17 protein-coding genes and 1 pseudogene are annotated in these 15,609 nt (G+C 72.3%); 15 read left to right on the forward strand and 3 right to left on the reverse strand.

Features of this window, described 5'->3' with window-relative positions:
* Positions 1-3: 3 nt before the first annotated feature.
* The 7 genes and pseudogenes from ABT297_RS12370 to ABT297_RS12400 all read left to right on the forward strand — a co-directional run bounded on the left by ABT297_RS12370 (position 4) and on the right by ABT297_RS12400 (position 6,286).
* Positions 4-810 (forward strand): inositol monophosphatase family protein, encoded by an 807-nt coding sequence (locus ABT297_RS12370; RefSeq protein ID WP_350548035.1) that lies wholly within the window; start codon positions 4-6, stop codon positions 808-810.
* Positions 807-1,952 carry an epoxide hydrolase family protein gene (locus ABT297_RS12375; RefSeq protein WP_350548037.1) on the forward strand — a complete coding sequence of 382 codons (1,146 nt, stop codon included), beginning with the start codon at positions 807-809 and terminating at the stop codon, positions 1,950-1,952. The genes ABT297_RS12370 and ABT297_RS12375 overlap by 4 nt, the downstream gene beginning before the upstream one ends.
* Before the next feature lie 63 nt (positions 1,953-2,015).
* Positions 2,016-2,384: a DUF6403 family protein gene (locus ABT297_RS12380; RefSeq protein ID WP_350548039.1), complete on the forward strand. Its 369-nt coding sequence runs from the start codon at positions 2,016-2,018 to the stop codon at positions 2,382-2,384.
* A complete protein-coding gene (locus ABT297_RS12385; RefSeq protein ID WP_350548041.1) occupies positions 2,377-3,801 on the forward strand; it encodes a hypothetical protein in 1,425 nt (474 codons plus the stop codon). Before ABT297_RS12380 ends, ABT297_RS12385 begins: the two co-directional genes overlap by 8 nt.
* Complete coding sequence (locus tag ABT297_RS12390) at positions 3,798-4,790, forward strand: hypothetical protein (RefSeq protein ID WP_350548043.1); 993 nt, start codon at positions 3,798-3,800, stop codon at positions 4,788-4,790. Before ABT297_RS12385 ends, ABT297_RS12390 begins: the two co-directional genes overlap by 4 nt.
* A 192-nt stretch (positions 4,791-4,982) precedes the next feature.
* Positions 4,983-5,774: a hypothetical protein gene (locus ABT297_RS12395; protein ID WP_350548045.1), complete on the forward strand. Its 792-nt coding sequence runs from the start codon at positions 4,983-4,985 to the stop codon at positions 5,772-5,774.
* A 19-nt stretch (positions 5,775-5,793) separates the two neighbouring features.
* Positions 5,794-6,286 (forward strand): annotated as a pseudogene (locus ABT297_RS12400) (DinB family protein).
* Between the two features lie 72 nt (positions 6,287-6,358).
* On the opposite strand, the gene def reads toward ABT297_RS12400, so the two are convergent.
* Complete coding sequence (gene def / locus ABT297_RS12405; RefSeq protein ID WP_350548047.1) at positions 6,359-6,907, reverse strand: peptide deformylase; 549 nt, start codon at positions 6,905-6,907, stop codon at positions 6,359-6,361.
* 391 nt (positions 6,908-7,298) lie between these two features.
* Positions 7,299-7,757, reverse strand: coding sequence for an SRPBCC family protein (locus tag ABT297_RS12410; protein WP_350548049.1), 459 nt, complete (start codon positions 7,755-7,757; stop codon positions 7,299-7,301).
* Between the two features lie 126 nt (positions 7,758-7,883).
* Between ABT297_RS12410 and ABT297_RS12415 the strand changes: the two genes are divergently transcribed.
* From ABT297_RS12415 to ABT297_RS12430, 4 genes are read left to right on the forward strand one after another with little or no spacing between them, the layout of a single operon-like run.
* On the forward strand, positions 7,884-8,351 hold the full coding sequence (locus ABT297_RS12415; RefSeq protein WP_350548051.1) for a GntR family transcriptional regulator: 468 nt from the start codon (positions 7,884-7,886) through the stop codon (positions 8,349-8,351).
* Complete coding sequence (locus ABT297_RS12420; RefSeq protein ID WP_350548054.1) at positions 8,348-9,268, forward strand: ABC transporter ATP-binding protein; 921 nt, start codon at positions 8,348-8,350, stop codon at positions 9,266-9,268. Before ABT297_RS12415 ends, ABT297_RS12420 begins: the two co-directional genes overlap by 4 nt.
* Positions 9,265-10,326, forward strand: a complete 1,062-nt coding sequence (locus ABT297_RS12425; protein ID WP_350548056.1) for an ABC-2 membrane transporter-related protein — start codon at positions 9,265-9,267, stop codon at positions 10,324-10,326. Before ABT297_RS12420 ends, ABT297_RS12425 begins: the two co-directional genes overlap by 4 nt.
* Before the next feature lie 5 nt (positions 10,327-10,331).
* A complete protein-coding gene (locus tag ABT297_RS12430; protein ID WP_350548058.1) occupies positions 10,332-10,841 on the forward strand; it encodes a peroxiredoxin in 510 nt (169 codons plus the stop codon).
* A 16-nt stretch (positions 10,842-10,857) separates the two neighbouring features.
* Here ABT297_RS12430 and ABT297_RS12435 read toward each other — a convergent pair whose 3' ends face one another.
* Complete coding sequence (locus ABT297_RS12435) at positions 10,858-11,415, reverse strand: mycothiol transferase (RefSeq protein ID WP_350548060.1); 558 nt, start codon at positions 11,413-11,415, stop codon at positions 10,858-10,860.
* 79 nt (positions 11,416-11,494) lie between these two features.
* Between ABT297_RS12435 and ABT297_RS12440 the strand changes: the two genes are divergently transcribed.
* The 4 genes from ABT297_RS12440 to ABT297_RS12455 all read left to right on the forward strand — a co-directional run.
* Complete coding sequence (locus ABT297_RS12440; protein ID WP_350548062.1) at positions 11,495-12,703, forward strand: ROK family transcriptional regulator; 1,209 nt, start codon at positions 11,495-11,497, stop codon at positions 12,701-12,703.
* Between the two features lie 84 nt (positions 12,704-12,787).
* Positions 12,788-14,221: an aldehyde dehydrogenase family protein gene (locus tag ABT297_RS12445; RefSeq protein WP_350548064.1), complete on the forward strand. Its 1,434-nt coding sequence runs from the start codon at positions 12,788-12,790 to the stop codon at positions 14,219-14,221.
* Positions 14,218-14,877: a ThuA domain-containing protein gene (locus tag ABT297_RS12450; RefSeq protein WP_350548066.1), complete on the forward strand. Its 660-nt coding sequence runs from the start codon at positions 14,218-14,220 to the stop codon at positions 14,875-14,877. The genes ABT297_RS12445 and ABT297_RS12450 overlap by 4 nt, the downstream gene beginning before the upstream one ends.
* Positions 14,874-15,609, forward strand: a 736-nt coding sequence (locus ABT297_RS12455; protein WP_350548068.1) for an aldo/keto reductase, incomplete at its 3' end; no start/stop codon positions are given. The genes ABT297_RS12450 and ABT297_RS12455, both read left to right, overlap by 4 nt.

The raw sequence follows: 15,609 nt of genomic DNA on the forward strand, positions 1-15,609 counted from the left end.
CGCATGTCGATCACGGACCAAGCTCTGGCCATCGAGGCGGCGGAAGCCGGAGCCGCGCTCGTCCGCTCTCACTACGGATCGTCGCTGACACGCTTCCAGAAGACCGCAGGCGACTTCGCCACCACGGCCGACGTCGAGGCCGAGAAGGCCATCCTCGACGTCTTGCGCGCGGCGCGTCCGCACGACGTCGTGCTGGGCGAGGAGAGTGGCCGTACGGGCACCGGCGGGAACGGGCGGATGTGGCTTGTCGACCCGTTGTGCGGAACGTTGAACTATGCCGTACAAAACATGCTGGCCTCGGTCAACGTGGCCCTGCGAACCGGCACGCAGGTCTCCGTGGCGGCCTCGGCGGACCCGTTCACCAATGAGGTGTTCTGGACCGACGGTACCGCTGCGTATGTCCGTCGCGCTGGTGCTGACGAGCGCCTCACCCCGTCGGCCGAGTCGAGGCTGGTCGAGGTCAATCTCGATCCACCATTCCCCAACAGCGCCGTTTTCCTGGCCGCCCGGATGCTCGCCGAGGACGGCTTCATCGAACAGTTCCGCCCGCGCGTGGTCTCCACGACCCTGGCCGTGGCTTGGGTCGCCGCCGGCCGCCGGGCCGCTTACGTCACGGACGGCCACCTGCGCGACAGCGTGCACTTCGCGGCCGGAATCGCCCTCTGCCAGGCGGCCGGTTGCGTGGTCACCGGGATCGACGGCAAGCCGATCCACTCCGGTGCCGGTGGCCTCGTCGCGGCCGCCGACGAGCCGACGCACGCCGCCCTGCTGACGCTCATCCGGAATCAGCGCGCGAGGAGGGACTCATGACCGAGCGGTTCAGGACGAGCACCGGACCCGCCGTCCTCGACGATCTTCGCGCGCGGCTGCGGGCGACGCGGTGGCCGGACGCGCCCGAGGACGCAGGCTGGTCGCAGGGCGCCGACGTGACGTACCTACGCGAGCTCGCCGCCTACTGGGCCGACGGTTTCGACTGGCCGGCGCAGGAGGCGGCGCTGAACCGGCTGCCCCGATACCGGACCACGCTCGGCGGGCATCGCGTCCATTTCGTCCACGCCCGCGCCAACGCGCCGGCCGGAACGGCGCTGCCGCTGATTCTGAGCCACGGCTGGCCCGACTCCTTCTGGCGGTACACCAAAGTCCTCTCGCTGCTGACGGACCCCGGCGCGCACGGAGGAGACCCCGCCGACGCCTTCGACGTCGTCGTGCCGGACATGCCCGGCTACGGCTACTCCGACCGGCCCGTCGGGACGACGCCGGACACCATCGCGGTCGCCGGGCTGTGGGCCGAGCTCATGCGCCGTCTCGGTTACGAGCGCTTCGGTGCGGCCGGCGGCGACATCGGCAGCGGGGTGAGCCGCTATCTCGCCCTCGACCACCCCGGCCGGGTCGTGGCCGTGCACCGCATGGACGCGGGCCTGCCCGTCTACCTCGGCGACCGCGCCGACCTGGCGCCCGAGGAGCGCGACTTTCTCGACGGGGCCGCCGGCTGGGCCGCGGCCGAGGGCGCCTACGCCGCCATGCACCGCACCAAGCCGCAGACCGCCGCCGTCGGGCTCAACGACTCGCCGGCCGGGCTCGCCGCCTGGATCGTGGAGAAGCTGCGCGCGTGGAGTGACTGCGGCGGTGACGTCGAACGCGCCTTCACCCGCGACGAGATCCTCACCAACGTCACCATCTACTGGCTCACCGGCACGATCTCGTCGGCGATGCGGATGTACCGCGTGAACGGCGCCATCCCGCCCGCGCAGCACGCCCGCCGGGTCGAGGTACCGTCGGGCTTCTCGCTGTTTCCCGGGGACCTCGTGCGGCCGCCCCGGGCCTGGCTCGACCGGATCGCCAATACCGTGCGGGTGAGCGAGCACGCACGCGGCGGTCACTTCGCCCCGTTCGAGCAGCCGCAGGTGTACGCCGAGGAGCTGCGCGAGTTCTTCCGGCCCTACCGCCCGTGAGCCGACCCGGGAGGGTTGCGGCGTAGACATGCGCACAGGGTCGTGTTGACATGGTCGTGGATCATGGGCGGGGCCGAGGGTGCACGAGCCGCGGCGACGGACGAGCTTCGGAGCGTGTGGGTGGTGTCGGCCTGGCCGGTGTGGCTGATCGGGGTGTTGCTGCTCGTGGCCGCCGGGTTCGCGGCCACGTTCGTGCCCCGCTGGCGCGCCGGCGTGCGGGACCGGGCGGTGGCCTGGTCGGGCGCCCGGGCCGCGATCGATGTCGCGACCGTCAGCCGGGACGCCGCCTCCGGCCGGGTGGCCGAGGCCGACGAGTTCCTGGCCCGGGCCGAGGCGATCGCCGCCGGTCGCGGCGGCGAGGACGCGGCGCGGGAGGCGGCCCGCTGCGCCCGCGAGGCCGACCGGCTGTGGCGGGAGGCCGCCGGTGCCTGACCAGACCGTCGACCGGCTGCTGCAGCGGCTCCGGAGGCTCGCCGACGGGCCGGCGCGGTGGATCGTCCTGGCCGTCGCGGCGGCGAGCATCGCCGGGTTCATCGGGGCGCAGCGGCAGAGCGCCGGCGTGACGTACGGCCGCTCGCCGTCCACCGCCACGGTCACGGAGGGTTCTGCCGGGGAGAGCTCCGATGCGGTGCTGCCGTCCGTTGACGACATGAAGGCCATGGTCGCCGCCCAGCCGATCGTCCGCCTGCCGGGCGCGGTCGCCGAGTGGGACCAGGCCAAGGTCGCCGCGGCGATCGGGGGCACCGACGTGCGGATCCTCGTCGCCCCGCCCGGGCTGACCAAGGACCAGCAGGACAAGGTCCGCGCGGTCGACAACGCCACCATTCGCGTCCTCGGCACCCGGGTCTCCGGCGGCATGTACCAGGCCACGGGGAGCACACCGCTGGAGTGGCGCGGCCAGTTCGCCCGCAACGACGTCACCGGCCTGCTCGTGGAGCTCATTCACGCCCTGCGGAAGGAAGACCGGAAGGGCTCGGGAGAGCCGACCCCGGCGGACGACGACCCGGGTCTGTGGCGGGACCCGACCGAAGCCGAGGTCGCCACCGTCGCCGACGGGCTGCGCGCCGACGGGCACTACATCGCCACGGGCGCCACGCTCAAGGCGGTGCCCGCCGAGGCGGCCGCGCAGGCGTTCGGCGACACCGCGCCGCTCGTCGTCGCGCTGCCCGCCCAGCCGCGCGACACCGCGGCGCCGAGCTACGGGGCCCGGCTGTCCACCCTGTTCCCCGACCGGCCGCTCATCGTGATGTACGGCGCCTGGATCGAGTACCACGGCCCGCACGCGGCCGACTTCGCCGAGATCACCGCGGCGAGCTTCTACTCCCGCTTCGGCAATCAGCTCAGCACCTATGCCCACCCGCAGGGCAACGTGCTCGGCGCGTACCTCGCCCTGGTCACCGACGTCCGCTATGCCGGACTGTTCGACCGGCCCCTGCCGTACCAACCCTTCGATCCGCTGCGAGTCGCGCTGCCGGCGCTGCCGTGGCTCTTCGCGGCCTGCGTGGTGGCGTTCCTGCTGCTGTCCGCGGCCGCGCTGCCGCGCCGCCATCCGCGGGTCGCGCTGGCCGGGCTCGCCTCGGCCACCCGCGGCGGCGTCCCGGCCCTGCTGGCCGGCCTGACCGCCCTCGCCGTCGAGGTCTCCGGCCTCACCGACGCGACCGCCGACCCGGCCCTCACCCGCGCGATCGCAAGCCTCGGCGCGGCCCGCGACGCGCTCGGCAAGGGCCTGCCCGACCAGCACGTCGCCGGGCTGCTCGACGACGCGGAGCGGGAGCTCGACGCCGTCGGCCGGGCCGTCGCGGTCCGCGGCTACCGCCCGGCCGAGTACCTGCGGGGGCGGCTGACATGAGCGGCGCTCACCGCGCGAGCCGGGTCCGTCGAAGGACCGGGCAGCTACTGATCACGCCCTTCGGGCTGGGGGTGCTCGGCTGCCTGGTGCTGGCCGGCTGGGCGCTGTGGTCCGGCGGGGTCCTCGACGGCCCGGTCGCCCGGAAGGTCCGCAGTGCCTCGGTGTACGCCGCGCCCGGCGTCGGCCTCGACGTGCCCGCCGCCGAGCGGGTCATCGGCAACCGGCGGCTCGTGGTGCTGCTCATGCGCCCGGGTGCCGACCTGCGCGAGGCCTGCCACGACGTTCAGCGGGCCGCCTCTGGCACGCTGGTGCTGGCGATGAGTCGCAAGGATGACTCGTACGACACCTACGGCTGTTCCCTGCTGTCCGGCGCGAGCGACAAGTACTTCGGCAAGGCGTTCGTCGCCGAGACCACCATCAGCTACGGCATCCACCCGTTCGCCGACCGGCCGCTGGAGGCGATCAAGGTGATCGCCGTCAACTACGACCGGCTGGCCAAGGCCGGCATGGTGCCGACCGAGGCCCGCACCATCAGCCCGTCGCTGCCACGCTACCTCGTGGCCGCCGCGGCCGTGGGCTCCGTCCTGGTCGGCTCCGCCGTGCTGTACTTCGCCGCGCGCCGTGGCGGGCGCCTCGCCGCCGCCCGCCGGGAGCGCCGCGACCGGGCCACCGACAGCCGTACGGTGCTCAGCGCAGCCACGGCCGCCGTCGCGCAGCAGATCATCGACCTCGACGCGCGCTACGCCGCCGCGGTCCGCCGTGCGGTTGCCGTGCGGGCCGCGGGCAATCCGCGGCGGGGCGGCGGCCGCACGCGCAACGCCCCGAAGGACACGTCCGGCTTCGCCGTCCGCTACCGGGAACTCGCCGCGGAGTACTCCGGACTGCTCGACGACATCGCCGCGGCCGACCGTCGCGGCGAGAAGGACTTCACCCGCTTCACCGACCGTGCCGAGGCCCTGTCGAAACGCCTGCACAGCCTCGCGAGCTAGCCTAGCTCCGCTCCGTGGTCCGCCTGCTCGACGCGGCGGCGGCCCACCGCCGGGTGGAGCAGGGGAACGGTCGGGGCAAGGTGGTTCGGCGGGCTGACGCCGGCCGGATCGATCAAGGGACCGTCGGGGGTAAGGCGGCAGGCCACGCAACCGGGAAATAGGCTGTGCGGCACCTGACTGGGGGGTGCTGCCGTGGCCGACCGGGCACTGCGGACGTTGGCGACAATGTTCGGCACGCTGATTCTGGCGACGGCCGGTGCGACGGCCGGCTCCTGGTACGGCGGGTACAACACGAGGTCGTTGCCGAGCGACACGCAGGCCCTTGGGCTCGCGTCGGAGTTGCTCCCAGGCGTCGCCCCCGCCGAAGGCACGGTTCGGCGTGACTATCAGTACGGATTCGCCCTGGGCGACGACGACTTCGGCCCAGGTTACGTGGAGATCCGCTACACCCCGACGGGGCAGAACCCGGACCGGGCGAGCGTGGACTGCGGACTGTCCCGGCGAGCCCTGGCCAACGCACGGCCGAACGGATGGCGGAACATCCACGAAATGCCGGGATACCCGTGCGCCGACTGGAGCGCCGAACGGGGCGAGGTGGTCGCCGCGTTCACCCAGGACTCGGCCGGCCCCGTGCTCACGTTCTACCGGGCCGCGCCGGGCGGGCTCGGGTTCGCCACGCTGGCCGGCGCCCTCCTCGGTGCGGTGACTGGCGCAGTGGTCACCGCGCTGCTCACCCGCAGACACCGGCCACTCCTGCTGCTCGCCGTGACGCTCGGCGTGGTCGGGGTGCTTCCGGGCATGGCGTTGGGGTCGATCGGCATGGCGCTCAACCTGAGCCACTCGCCGGCGCTGCCGTTCTGGACGGTCTGGCCGGCGCTCATCTCTCTGCTCGTACCGTTGTGGCTCGTGCTCGCGCTGCTGGGCTGGCTCGGCCGGCTCGCACGCAAGGGCAACGCCGATGCCGGCAAACCCACCGCGCCGTAACGGACGTAAGGTCGTCACCATGCTCGAGTCGCAACGTGAACGCGTGCCGCTCAACGACGGCGGCGAGTTGGACACGACCCTGGCATTCCTGTCGTTCGCCCGGTCCTGTGTCTTGAAGAAGGTCAACGGACTGGACGACGAGCAGCTGCGCCGCCGCCTGGTCGTGTCCGGCACGACGCTGCTGGGACTGGTGCAGCACCTGACCGACGCCGAGCGGTACTGGTTCGGTCATAAGCTGGCCGGCGACCCGCGGTACGCCGACGTCGACTTCGACATGACAGTCGCGCCGGACCGGCCCGCCGATCAGGTCATCGCGGCCTACCGGACGGCGATCGCCGACAGCGACGCGCACATCCGTGCGGCCGACGGCCTCGACGTCCTCACCGCGCATCCGGTGCTCGACGAACCCCGCACCCTGCGGTGGGTACTGACCCATGACCAGCGAGACCGCCCGGCACGCCGGGCACGCCGACATCCTCAGGGAACTCATCGACGGCGTGACTGGCCGCTGACCAGAGCCGCACCGACGCGATCGGCATGCGAACCGCCCGGCGGAAGTGCCCGGGCCGGTGCCGCCGTGCGGTTCAGCGGCTCCGGTGGGTTACCGGGTGCGGGCTGATCTTGACTCGTGGTGCGGGCTCGTTGTTCCACTCGGCGAGGCGGATCGCCTTCATGGCGGCCTTGCGCCGTTCCCTGTCCATCCGGTCGATGAACAAGACCCCGTCGACGTGGTCGGTCTCGTGCTGCAGGCAACGGGCGAGATACCCGGCGCCGACGATCTGCAGCGGGTCGCCGTGCTCGTTGAAGCCCTTGGCCACGACGTTCTGCCGGCGCACCGTGTCGAAGTAGAGCCCGGGCATGGACAGGCAGCCCTCGGGGCCGTCCTGCTCCTCCTCGTCGGGAAAGCGCAGCACCGGGTTGATCAGATGACCCTCGAGATCCTCGACGTGGAAGACGAACGCCCGCACGCTGACTCCCAGCTGCGGCGCGGCGAGCCCGGCGCCTTGCTGGTCGCGCAGGGTGTCGCGCAGGTTGCGCACGAGCCGGCGCAGCTCCGCGTCGAACGTCGTCACCTCGGCGGCGGGCATCGTGAGCACCGGGTCTCCGAAGAGACGCACGGGCAGGACAGCCATCAGATTCCTCCAAGTGAGCCGTCGCCCTGACGGGCTCTTTGCAAAGCAGAATACTTTGCAAAGTGACCGAGGGGCAACACCTCCCGGAGCTTCCGGCGACGCCACCATGGCCCTGATGGCGCCGCTGGCAGGGAAACTCGCCGCCCGCCTCGGCCCGCGGGTGCTCGTGACGGCGGGTCTGATCCTCGGCGCTGCCGGGCTGTTCGGGCTCGGCGCGGCCGGCGTCGACAGCGAGTACCCGCAGTTCTCGAGGGCCGTCGCGCTGATCGGCGTCGGCTGGGGGCTCGCGCTGCCGCCGCCGGGTCGGCGGCCGACCGCCGCCCAGTTCGGTACCGTAGTCGGCATCGCCGTGCTGGGCACCGGCCGAGCATCTTCGCGCCGCCCCGGCCGATCAGCGGCGTTCGGCCAGCTCGGCGAGCCGGTCGAGCGAGGCCAGCAGCTTGTCCGTCGTGGTCGCTCTCGCGCGCGGGATGCGCCGCTCATCCGTGAGCTGTGTCCAGTCGTAGGTGTGCGTCACGCGCGTGTGTGATGCGTCGATCGGCTCGAGTTCCCACCGCCACAGATGCCCCGGTGCCGGCTGACCTGACTCGCTCGGTCGCCACGCGATGCGGCGCTGCTCGACGAACTCGACCACGTGGTTCTGCCGGACGCTGCCTGTCGTGATCGCCATGCTGAACACGTCGCCGACGGCGTGGACCCGCTGCCCGGGAAGCGCCTCGGACAAGTTGTCGTTGCCGTCCCAGCGGGGCTGCTGCGCGGGATCGGCGATGAGCTCGAAGATCTCCGCGGCCGCCGCGGCAATGTCACGGCTGGCGATGACGACACGCTCGGATGCAAGAAGTCGGTTCACCTCCCCATCAAAGCAGGGACAGCCGATTGGTCAGCCGGCCATCCGCATCCTTGCCATGATGATTGACTGGTGTTCTACTTAACCAGAACAATCTGGCCCGCCAGGGGGACGGAGAGGACGCTAGGCGTGATCAACTTCCATATCGACCGGTCCAGCAGCGTTCCCGCATACGCGCAGCTGGTCCGGCAGGTGCGCGAGGGGCTGAGGATCGGAACGCTGCAGCCCGGGGACCAGCTCCCCACCGTGCGCAGCGTGGTGACCTCGTGCGCGGTCAACCCGACCACGGTGCTGAAGGCCTACCGGGAGCTGGAACTGTCCGGCCTGGTGGAGGCCCGGCAGGGGGCGGGCACCTTCGTCAGCGGAACGCTCGGCCATGCGGATCCCCATGTGATGGCCCGCCTGCGCAGCGGCCTGGCGCGATGGCTCGGTCAGGCCCGCGAGGCGGGTCTTGAGGACGAGGACGTCCAGGCGCTGTTCGCCTCGGTGATCGTGGAGAACTCGGCGCGCAGGACGCAGGCCGGCAGCGACCAGCCACAGGGGGAACCGGCGCCGGGCGCTGCGTTGCCGCAGAAGCAGAAGAAGGGCGCCGCATGAGCGAGCCGGCCATCGCCGTCGAGGCACGGGACCTGAGCAAGCGCTACGGCAACGTGTGGGCGCTGCGGGAGTGCGGCTTCCAACTGCCCGCCAACCGCATCATCGCGCTGGTCGGCGCCAACGGCGCGGGCAAGTCGACGCTGATGAGCATCATCAGTGGCATGCTGGCGCCCACCGCCGGATCGTTGCTGGTCCACGGCCGCGCGGTGGTGAAGGGCAGGTCCACGAACGGGGGTGGGCCGGCCGGCGGCCGGGTGGCGATCCTGGCCCAGAGCAAGCCGCTGTACCGGGACTTCAGTGTGACGGACATGCTCCGCTTCGGCAGGTCCACGAACCGTGTGTGGGATCAGCGGCGGGCGCTGTCGTGGCTGGAACGCTTCAACATCCCGCTGGACCGCCGCTGCGGCAAGCTCTCGGGCGGGCAGCGGGCGCAGGTCGCGCTCGCGGTCGCCCTGGGCTCCCGCCCGGCCGTGCTGCTGCTGGACGAGCCCCTCGCGAACCTCGACCCGGTGGCCCGCACCGAGGTGACCGGAGAGCTCATGGGCGAGGCCGCCGATGGCGACATGACCGTGATGCTGTCGACCCACATCATCGCCGAGCTCAGCGGCGTCGGCGACCACCTGCTGCTGCTCGACGCGGGTCGTCCCGTGCTGACCGGAGACGTCGAGGAGCTGCTCGACAGCCACGTGCGGCTCACCGGACCCCGCGCGGATCAGCCACCGGGCCCGGGCGCGATCGTCCAGGCGCAGCACACCGACCGCCAGTCCACGTTCGTCGTCCGGCAGCCCGCCACAGCGACCGCGCACGCCGTCGTCGCCCCCGGCTGGACCGCCCAACCCATCACCCTGGACGAGCTGATCCTGACCTACCTCAAGGCGTCGGCCAAGGCACACCATGATCTGGAGGCAGCGGCATGAGCCCGGTCACCGACGCGCCGGTCACCACGAACCGCCGGGACGATCTCGGGCCCGCCGGGGGCTTCCGCGGTCTGCTGTGGCTGACCTGGCGTCAGCACCGCTGGGCCCTGCTCAGCACGCTCGTCCTGGCCGCGGTGCTGGTGGGCTGTATGGCGTACCTGTCCGCCGAGCTGACGGACCTGTATCACCAGTGCCACAACATGAGGTGCCCGGCCAACTCGCCGCAGAGCCGGCGGCTCGCCGGGAGCTCCGGCCTGGTCCGGACCTTGAACGCCCTTGCGCGGCTGGTGCAGTACATGCCGATGCTGATCGGCGTGTTCATCGGCGTCCCGGTGCTGTCCAGGGAGCACGAGCAGCGGACCCTGCTGCTGGCCTGGAGTCAGGACGTCTCCCCGGCGCGCTGGCTGTGGACCAAGCTGGGCCTGCTCGGTCTGTTCGTGGCGGCCGTGACCGCGGCCGTCGCCGGCGTCAGCGACCGCCTGGAGCGCGTGGAGGCCGCCCTCAGCGGCGAAAGCCTGTTCAGGTACGAGTCGTTCCTGAACACCGCGATGCTCCCGGTCGCGATCAGCATCTGCTGGTTCGCGGTCGGCGTCGCACTCGGGGCCGCCATCAGGCGCACGCTTCCCGCCATATTCGGCGTCATCGCGGGCTTCATCGGCCTGATGCTGGGCGTCCAGTGGCGCTTCCCGACCCTGATGACGCCGCTGTCCGCCTACCAGCAGATCGGCCAACCGGGCCTGTCGGCCTCCGACCCCAACGCCTTGATCGTCAACGGCCTCATCGATATCCGGCCCGACTCGGTATCGAACGTGTTCGACGCTCCCGGGCACGAAGTCGCCTCCGCCGACCTCCAACGCGTGTGCCCGAATCTCAGCCTCGATCCAGACCCCATCGGCTGCCTGGCCCGCAACCATCTCGGGACCTACGTGACCTACCAGCCGAGCAGCAGAATTCCCGACTTCCACCTGATCGTGGCCTGCGGCTACCTGGGCCTCGCCGCGGTCGCCCTCGCCGCCGTCTGGCTCATCGTCCGCCGCACCAGCCTCAGCGCGGGCTGACGGGCGTGGGGGAGGATGTCAGCGGAGACGTTCCCTCAGTAAGGGTGGTTGGTATGGATGTCGGCGACATCGTCGAAGACTTCGAACTGCGAGACGACCAGGGCGTGACGCGGTCGCTGACCGGGCTGCTCGCGGACGGGCCGGTGGTGCTGTTCTTCTACCCCGCGGCCATGACCGCCGGCTGCACGGCCGAGGCCTGCCACTTCCGCGATCTCGTCACCGATCTCAAGGCGGTGGGCGGGCAGCCCGTCGGGATCAGCGGTGACGCCGTCGAACGCCAGGCCGAGTTCGCCACTCGCAACAGGCTGGGCTATCCGTTGCTGTCCGACGAGGACGGCACCGTACGCGCACAATTCGGGGTGAAGCGGGGTGCGTTCGGACTCACCCCGACCAAACGGATCACCTTCGTCATCGACACCGACCGCCGGATACTCGAGATCATCAAGAGCGAGATCCGGATGGACGTCCACGCCGACAAGGCTGTGGAGGCGCTGCGCAAGCGGCTGAGCGCCTGACGGGAGCGGGAGACCCTCAGGCCGACCAGCCGGCCGGAGGGTCCTCACCGACCAGCCCGTCCACGGCCTCGCGGAGGAGGTCGGCGTGACCGGTGTGCCGGCCGTACTCCTCGATCAGGTCGCAGACGATGCGCCGCAGGCTGGCGCGGCGGCCGTCGGGCCAGCAGAGGTGGACGAGCTGGTCGAGCCCGCCGTCGGCCAGGGCGGCGGTGAGCTTGGCCCTGGACCGTTCGACGGTGCTGTCCCACAGCGCGTAGAGCTGCTCGGGGGTGTCGCCGGCGGCCGAGTTGAAGTCCCAGTCGGGGTCGGCGTCCCAGTCCGCGGTGTCCCACGGCGGTCCGAGCGGTGCGCCGCTGAGCTTGGTGCCGAAGCACTGTTCGTCGGCGCGGGCGAGGTGCTTGAGCAGGCCGCCGAGGGTCAGTGCGGAAGCGCCGACGCGGGTCCGCAGGCCCGCCGCATCGAGGTTGGCGGCCTTCCAGCGGAAGGTGGTGCGCAGGCGGTCCAGGGCGCCGACAAGGTGCTCCGCCTCGGTGCCGGCGAGTGGTGGTTCCCACGGAGTGTGGTTGTCGACCATGAAGAAAACCTATCGGCTCGCGCCATGGCCGCTGACACGGACCGAGGCACGCGGCGGGGTGTCTGGCAGAATTGGTGCCGTGACCCTTGCGATGCGCCAGACGCGCGATCTGCGCCGTCGCAACCGGGCGGTGCTGCTGTCGCTCATCTATCACCAGGGCCCCGCCAGCCGCGTGGAGCTGGTGCAGGCCTCCGGGCTCAGCTCCGGCTCGGTGAGCAACGTCGTCGGCGACCTGGTCAGCGACGGCATGATCGCCGAGTTCGGCTCCGAGGACTCCGACGGCGGGCGCCCGCGGGCGCTGCTGCGGGTGCGGCCCGAGTTCGGCAAGGTGGTCGGGGTCGACATCGGCGAGACCCACGTCCAGGTCGGGCTCTTCGACTGGACGCTGCGGCGGATCGCCACCACGACGTTCGGCATCGCCGAGACCAGCCTCGAGCCGGAGGCGGTGGCCTGGATGGTCAGCGCCGGCATCGCCAAGGTCACCGCCGAGGCCGGTGTCGACCCGGGCAGCCTGCTCGGCGTCGGGGTGGGCGTGCCCGGGGCGGTGCAGCCGACCGAGACGGGCACCGCCGTGCACGCGCCGACCCTGCGCTGGTCCGGCGTGCGCCTGGACCGGATGCTCGAGGAGAGCGTCACCGTCCCGCTGTACATCGACAACTGCGCCCGCACCCTCGGCCAGGCCGAGATGTGGCGCGGCGCCGGCCGCGGGGCCAGCCGCAGCGTCGTCGCCCTGCTCGGCGTCGGTATCGGCGCCGCCCTGGCGACCGGCCCCGACTCGCGGGAGTCGACCAGCAGCACCAGCGAGTGGGGCCACACGGTCATCATGGCCGGTGGTGCGCCCTGCCGGTGCGGCTCGCGGGGCTGCCTGGAGGCGTATGTCGGCGCCGAGGCCGTCCTGTCGCGCTATGCGGCCCTGGCCGGCGGCGAGCCCATCGAGGCCGTCGGCACCGAGGCCCGCCTCGCCGAGCTCGCTGCCCGGGCGGCCGGGCCGGGGCCGGCGGCGAGCGTACTGGAGACCACCGCCGAATACCTCGGCATCGGCATCGCCAACCTCGTCAACCTGCTCAGTCCGGACCGGGTCGTCCTCGCGGGCTGGGTCGCCGAGGTCATCGGGCCACAGATCCTGCCCGCCGTGCGTGCCGCCGCCCGCCGGCACACCCTGCCGTACCTCTACGGCCAGCTGCGGATCCAGCTCGGCGAGCTCGGCACCGACGCCGTCGCCCTCGGCGCCGCCACGCTCCCGGTGGTGCAGATCCTCTCGACCGGGGAGCCCCCGCAGTCCCGCTGATCCCATGGCCGCGCGCCATTGACGGACCCTCTCTCGGCACTTACCTTAAGTCGTAACGTAAGCCTCTGCACGGGAGTCCTGCGCATGACCGCTCCTGCCGGCGACGGCCAGCACTACATCAACGCCACCTTCCGCGATCCCCTCGGCGGCCGCACCGGCCCGGTGCTGGAGAAGGCGACCGGTGCCCGGATCGGCAGCTACGCCCGCGGCGACGCCGCCGACGTCGACCTCGCCGTGCGGGCTGCCCGCGTCGCCCAGCCCGGCTGGGCCGCCCTGGGCGCCCCCGAGCGCGCCGCGTACCTGCGCCGCTTCGGCGACTACCTGGAGACGCACTACGAGGACCTCGTCCGGCAGAGCATGCGCGAGACCGGCGGCGTGCGGGCCAAGGCCGAGGACGAGGTCGGCGCGAGCATCCGCCAGCTGCAGATCTCCGCCGTGCAGGCCACCGACAGCGCGGGGGAGCTGCTCCAGCCGTACAAGGCCGGGAAGCTTTCCATGTCCCGTGCCGTCCCGCTCGGCGTGCTCGGCATCATCACGCCCTGGAACTACCCGATGAACCTCGCCATGCGCGCCGTCGCGCCCGGCCTGGCCTTCGGCAACACCGTCGTGCTCAAGCCGGCCGAGCTGACCCCGGTCATCGGCGGCCAGGTGCTCGCCCGCGCCGCTGACGCGGCGGGGCTGCCGCCCGGCGTGTTCAACGTCGTCACCGGCGACGGCCCCGACGCCGGGCACGCACTCGCCGAGCACCGCGGCGTCGACCTGCTCGACTTCACCGGCTCCCGCGCGGTCGGCCTGGCCATCGCCGCCTCGGCCGCCACCGACCTGCGCAACGTCCGGCTCGAGCTCGGCGGCTCCAACGCGTTCGTCGTGCTCGACGACGCCGACGTCGACCTCGCAGCCTCGGCCGCCATGGTCGCCTCCCTGGAGTTCCAGGGTCAGACCTGCATCAGCGCCAGCCGGCACATCGTGCAGCGCGCCGTCGCCGAGCGCTACCTCGACGCGGTGACCCGCCGCGCCGAGGCCCTCATCGTCGGAGACCCCCTCGACCCGGCCTCCGACCTCGGCCCGCTCATCAGCGAGGCCCAGCGCGACCGGCTGCACCGCGAGATCGTCGAGCCGTCGATCGCGATGGGCGCGAAGCTCGTCACCGGCGGCACGTACGATGGCCTCTGCTATCGCCCGACGGTGCTGTCCGGCGTCACCCCCGAGATGCCCGCGTTCCGCGACGAGATCTTCGGACCGGTCATTCCGATCACGGTGGTGGACACGCAGGAGGAGGCGATCGAGCTGGTCAACGGCTATCCGATGCTCATGGACTCGGTGTTCACGGCCGACCTCGTCCGCGGCCTGGCCGTCGCCGAGCGGCTGCGGGCCGGCGAGGTCCACGTCAACGACGCCCACGCCCGCCACGGCGCCGAGAACCAGATGCCGGGCTTCACCAGACGCCAGTGGATCGGCCTGCAGCGCGAGCCGCTGACCCTGCCGGCCTGGACCGCCGACCCGGCGGGCCGGCGATGACCGCGCGCCGCGCCCTGGTCGTCCGCGGCGGCTGGGAGGGCCACGCCCCGGTCGAGACCACCGAGCTGTTCCGCCCCGCCCTCGCCGACGCCGGCTTCGACGTGACGATCGCCGAGGACCTCGACGTGTACCGCGACGAGGCCCTGCTGGCCGCCACCGACCTCATCGTGCAGTGCTGGACCGACGGCGAGCTCACCGACAAGCAGAGCGCCGGCCTGCGCGCGGCGGTGCACGCCGGCACCGGCCTCGCGGGCTGGCACGGCGGGCTGGTCGCCACCTTCGCCAACGACCGTGAATACCTGCGCATGGTCGGCGGGCTGTTCCTGCACCACCCGGACGAGTTCCTCGACCACCGGGTGCGCATCGAGCCCGAGCACGCCGGGCACCCGATCGTCGCCGGGATCGGCGACTTCACCGTGCACACCGAGCAGTACTGGATGCTCACCGACGCCCGCAACCGCGTCCTGGCCAGCACGGTCGTCGACCCGGCCGACGGGGGGCAGGGCGACGGCGCGGTCGGCATGCCGGTCGTGTGGACCCGGCAGTGGGGCCGCGGCCGGATTTTCTTCTCCGCCATCGGCCACCGCATCGAGGACCTGCGGCAGCCGCAGGTGCACACCCTCACCGCGCGCGGCCTGATCTGGGCAAGCCGATGAACCTCGGCCGGTTCGGGTTCGGCACCGCGCCGCTGGGCATCCTGCCCGACCTGGTCGACGCACCGGCCGCGCAACGCTGCCTGGAGCGGGCCGAGGAGCTCGGCATCCGGTACTTCGACACCGCCCCCTTCTACGGCGCCGGCCTGGCCGAGGAGCGCCTCGGCGCCTTCCTCGCCGGCCGCGGCCGCACCCCGCGGCCGGTGCTGTCCACGAAGGTAGGCCGCAGCGTGGTGCCCGGCGGCACCACGGTCTTCGACTTCGGCCGCGACGCGGTGCGCCGCCAGCTGGAGGAGAGCCTGCAACGGCTGCGCACGGACCGGATCGACATCGTGTACCTCCACGACCCCGACGACCACTGGGCCGCCGCGCTCGACGAGGCCTGGCCTGTCCTGGCCGAGCTGCGCGCGAGCGGGGCGGTCGGCGCGGTCGGCGCCGGCATGAACCAGACCGCGATGCTGCACCGGTTCGTGCGCGAGACCGACATGGACGTCATCCTGCTGGCCAACCGCTACACGCTGCTACAGCAGTACGAGGCCGACGAGCTATTCACCGCGTGCGCCGAGCGGGGCGTCGCCGTCGTGCTCGGCGCGGTGCTCAACGGCGGCATCCTGGCCACCGGCGCGGTGCCCGGCGCGAGCTACGAATACCGGCCGGCGCCGCCGGACGTGCTGGCCCGGGTGGCCCGCATCGAGGACGCCCGCCGCCGGCACGCGGGGATCGGAAGAGAACACG

Source organism: Dactylosporangium sp. NPDC000555 (assembly GCF_040300025.1).
Classification (GTDB): Bacteria; Actinomycetota; Actinomycetes; order Mycobacteriales; family Micromonosporaceae; genus Dactylosporangium.

Coding starts and splice junctions, on each gene's coding strand:
- ABT297_RS12390 (WP_350548043.1), top strand. CDS start 3,798: ATGAGCGGCGCTCACCGCGCGAGCCGGGTCCGTCGAAGGACCGGGCAG.
- ABT297_RS12445 (WP_350548064.1), top strand. CDS start 12,788: ATGACCGCTCCTGCCGGCGACGGCCAGCACTACATCAACGCCACCTTC.
- def (WP_350548047.1), bottom strand. CDS start 6,907: ATGGCTGTCCTGCCCGTGCGTCTCTTCGGAGACCCGGTGCTCACGATG.
- ABT297_RS12380 (WP_350548039.1), top strand. CDS start 2,016: ATGGGCGGGGCCGAGGGTGCACGAGCCGCGGCGACGGACGAGCTTCGG.
- ABT297_RS12450 (WP_350548066.1), top strand. CDS start 14,218: ATGACCGCGCGCCGCGCCCTGGTCGTCCGCGGCGGCTGGGAGGGCCAC.
- ABT297_RS12425 (WP_350548056.1), top strand. CDS start 9,265: ATGAGCCCGGTCACCGACGCGCCGGTCACCACGAACCGCCGGGACGAT.
- ABT297_RS12435 (WP_350548060.1), bottom strand. CDS start 11,415: ATGGTCGACAACCACACTCCGTGGGAACCACCACTCGCCGGCACCGAG.
- ABT297_RS12420 (WP_350548054.1), top strand. CDS start 8,348: ATGAGCGAGCCGGCCATCGCCGTCGAGGCACGGGACCTGAGCAAGCGC.
- ABT297_RS12370 (WP_350548035.1), top strand. CDS start 4: ATGTCGATCACGGACCAAGCTCTGGCCATCGAGGCGGCGGAAGCCGGA.
- ABT297_RS12375 (WP_350548037.1), top strand. CDS start 807: ATGACCGAGCGGTTCAGGACGAGCACCGGACCCGCCGTCCTCGACGAT.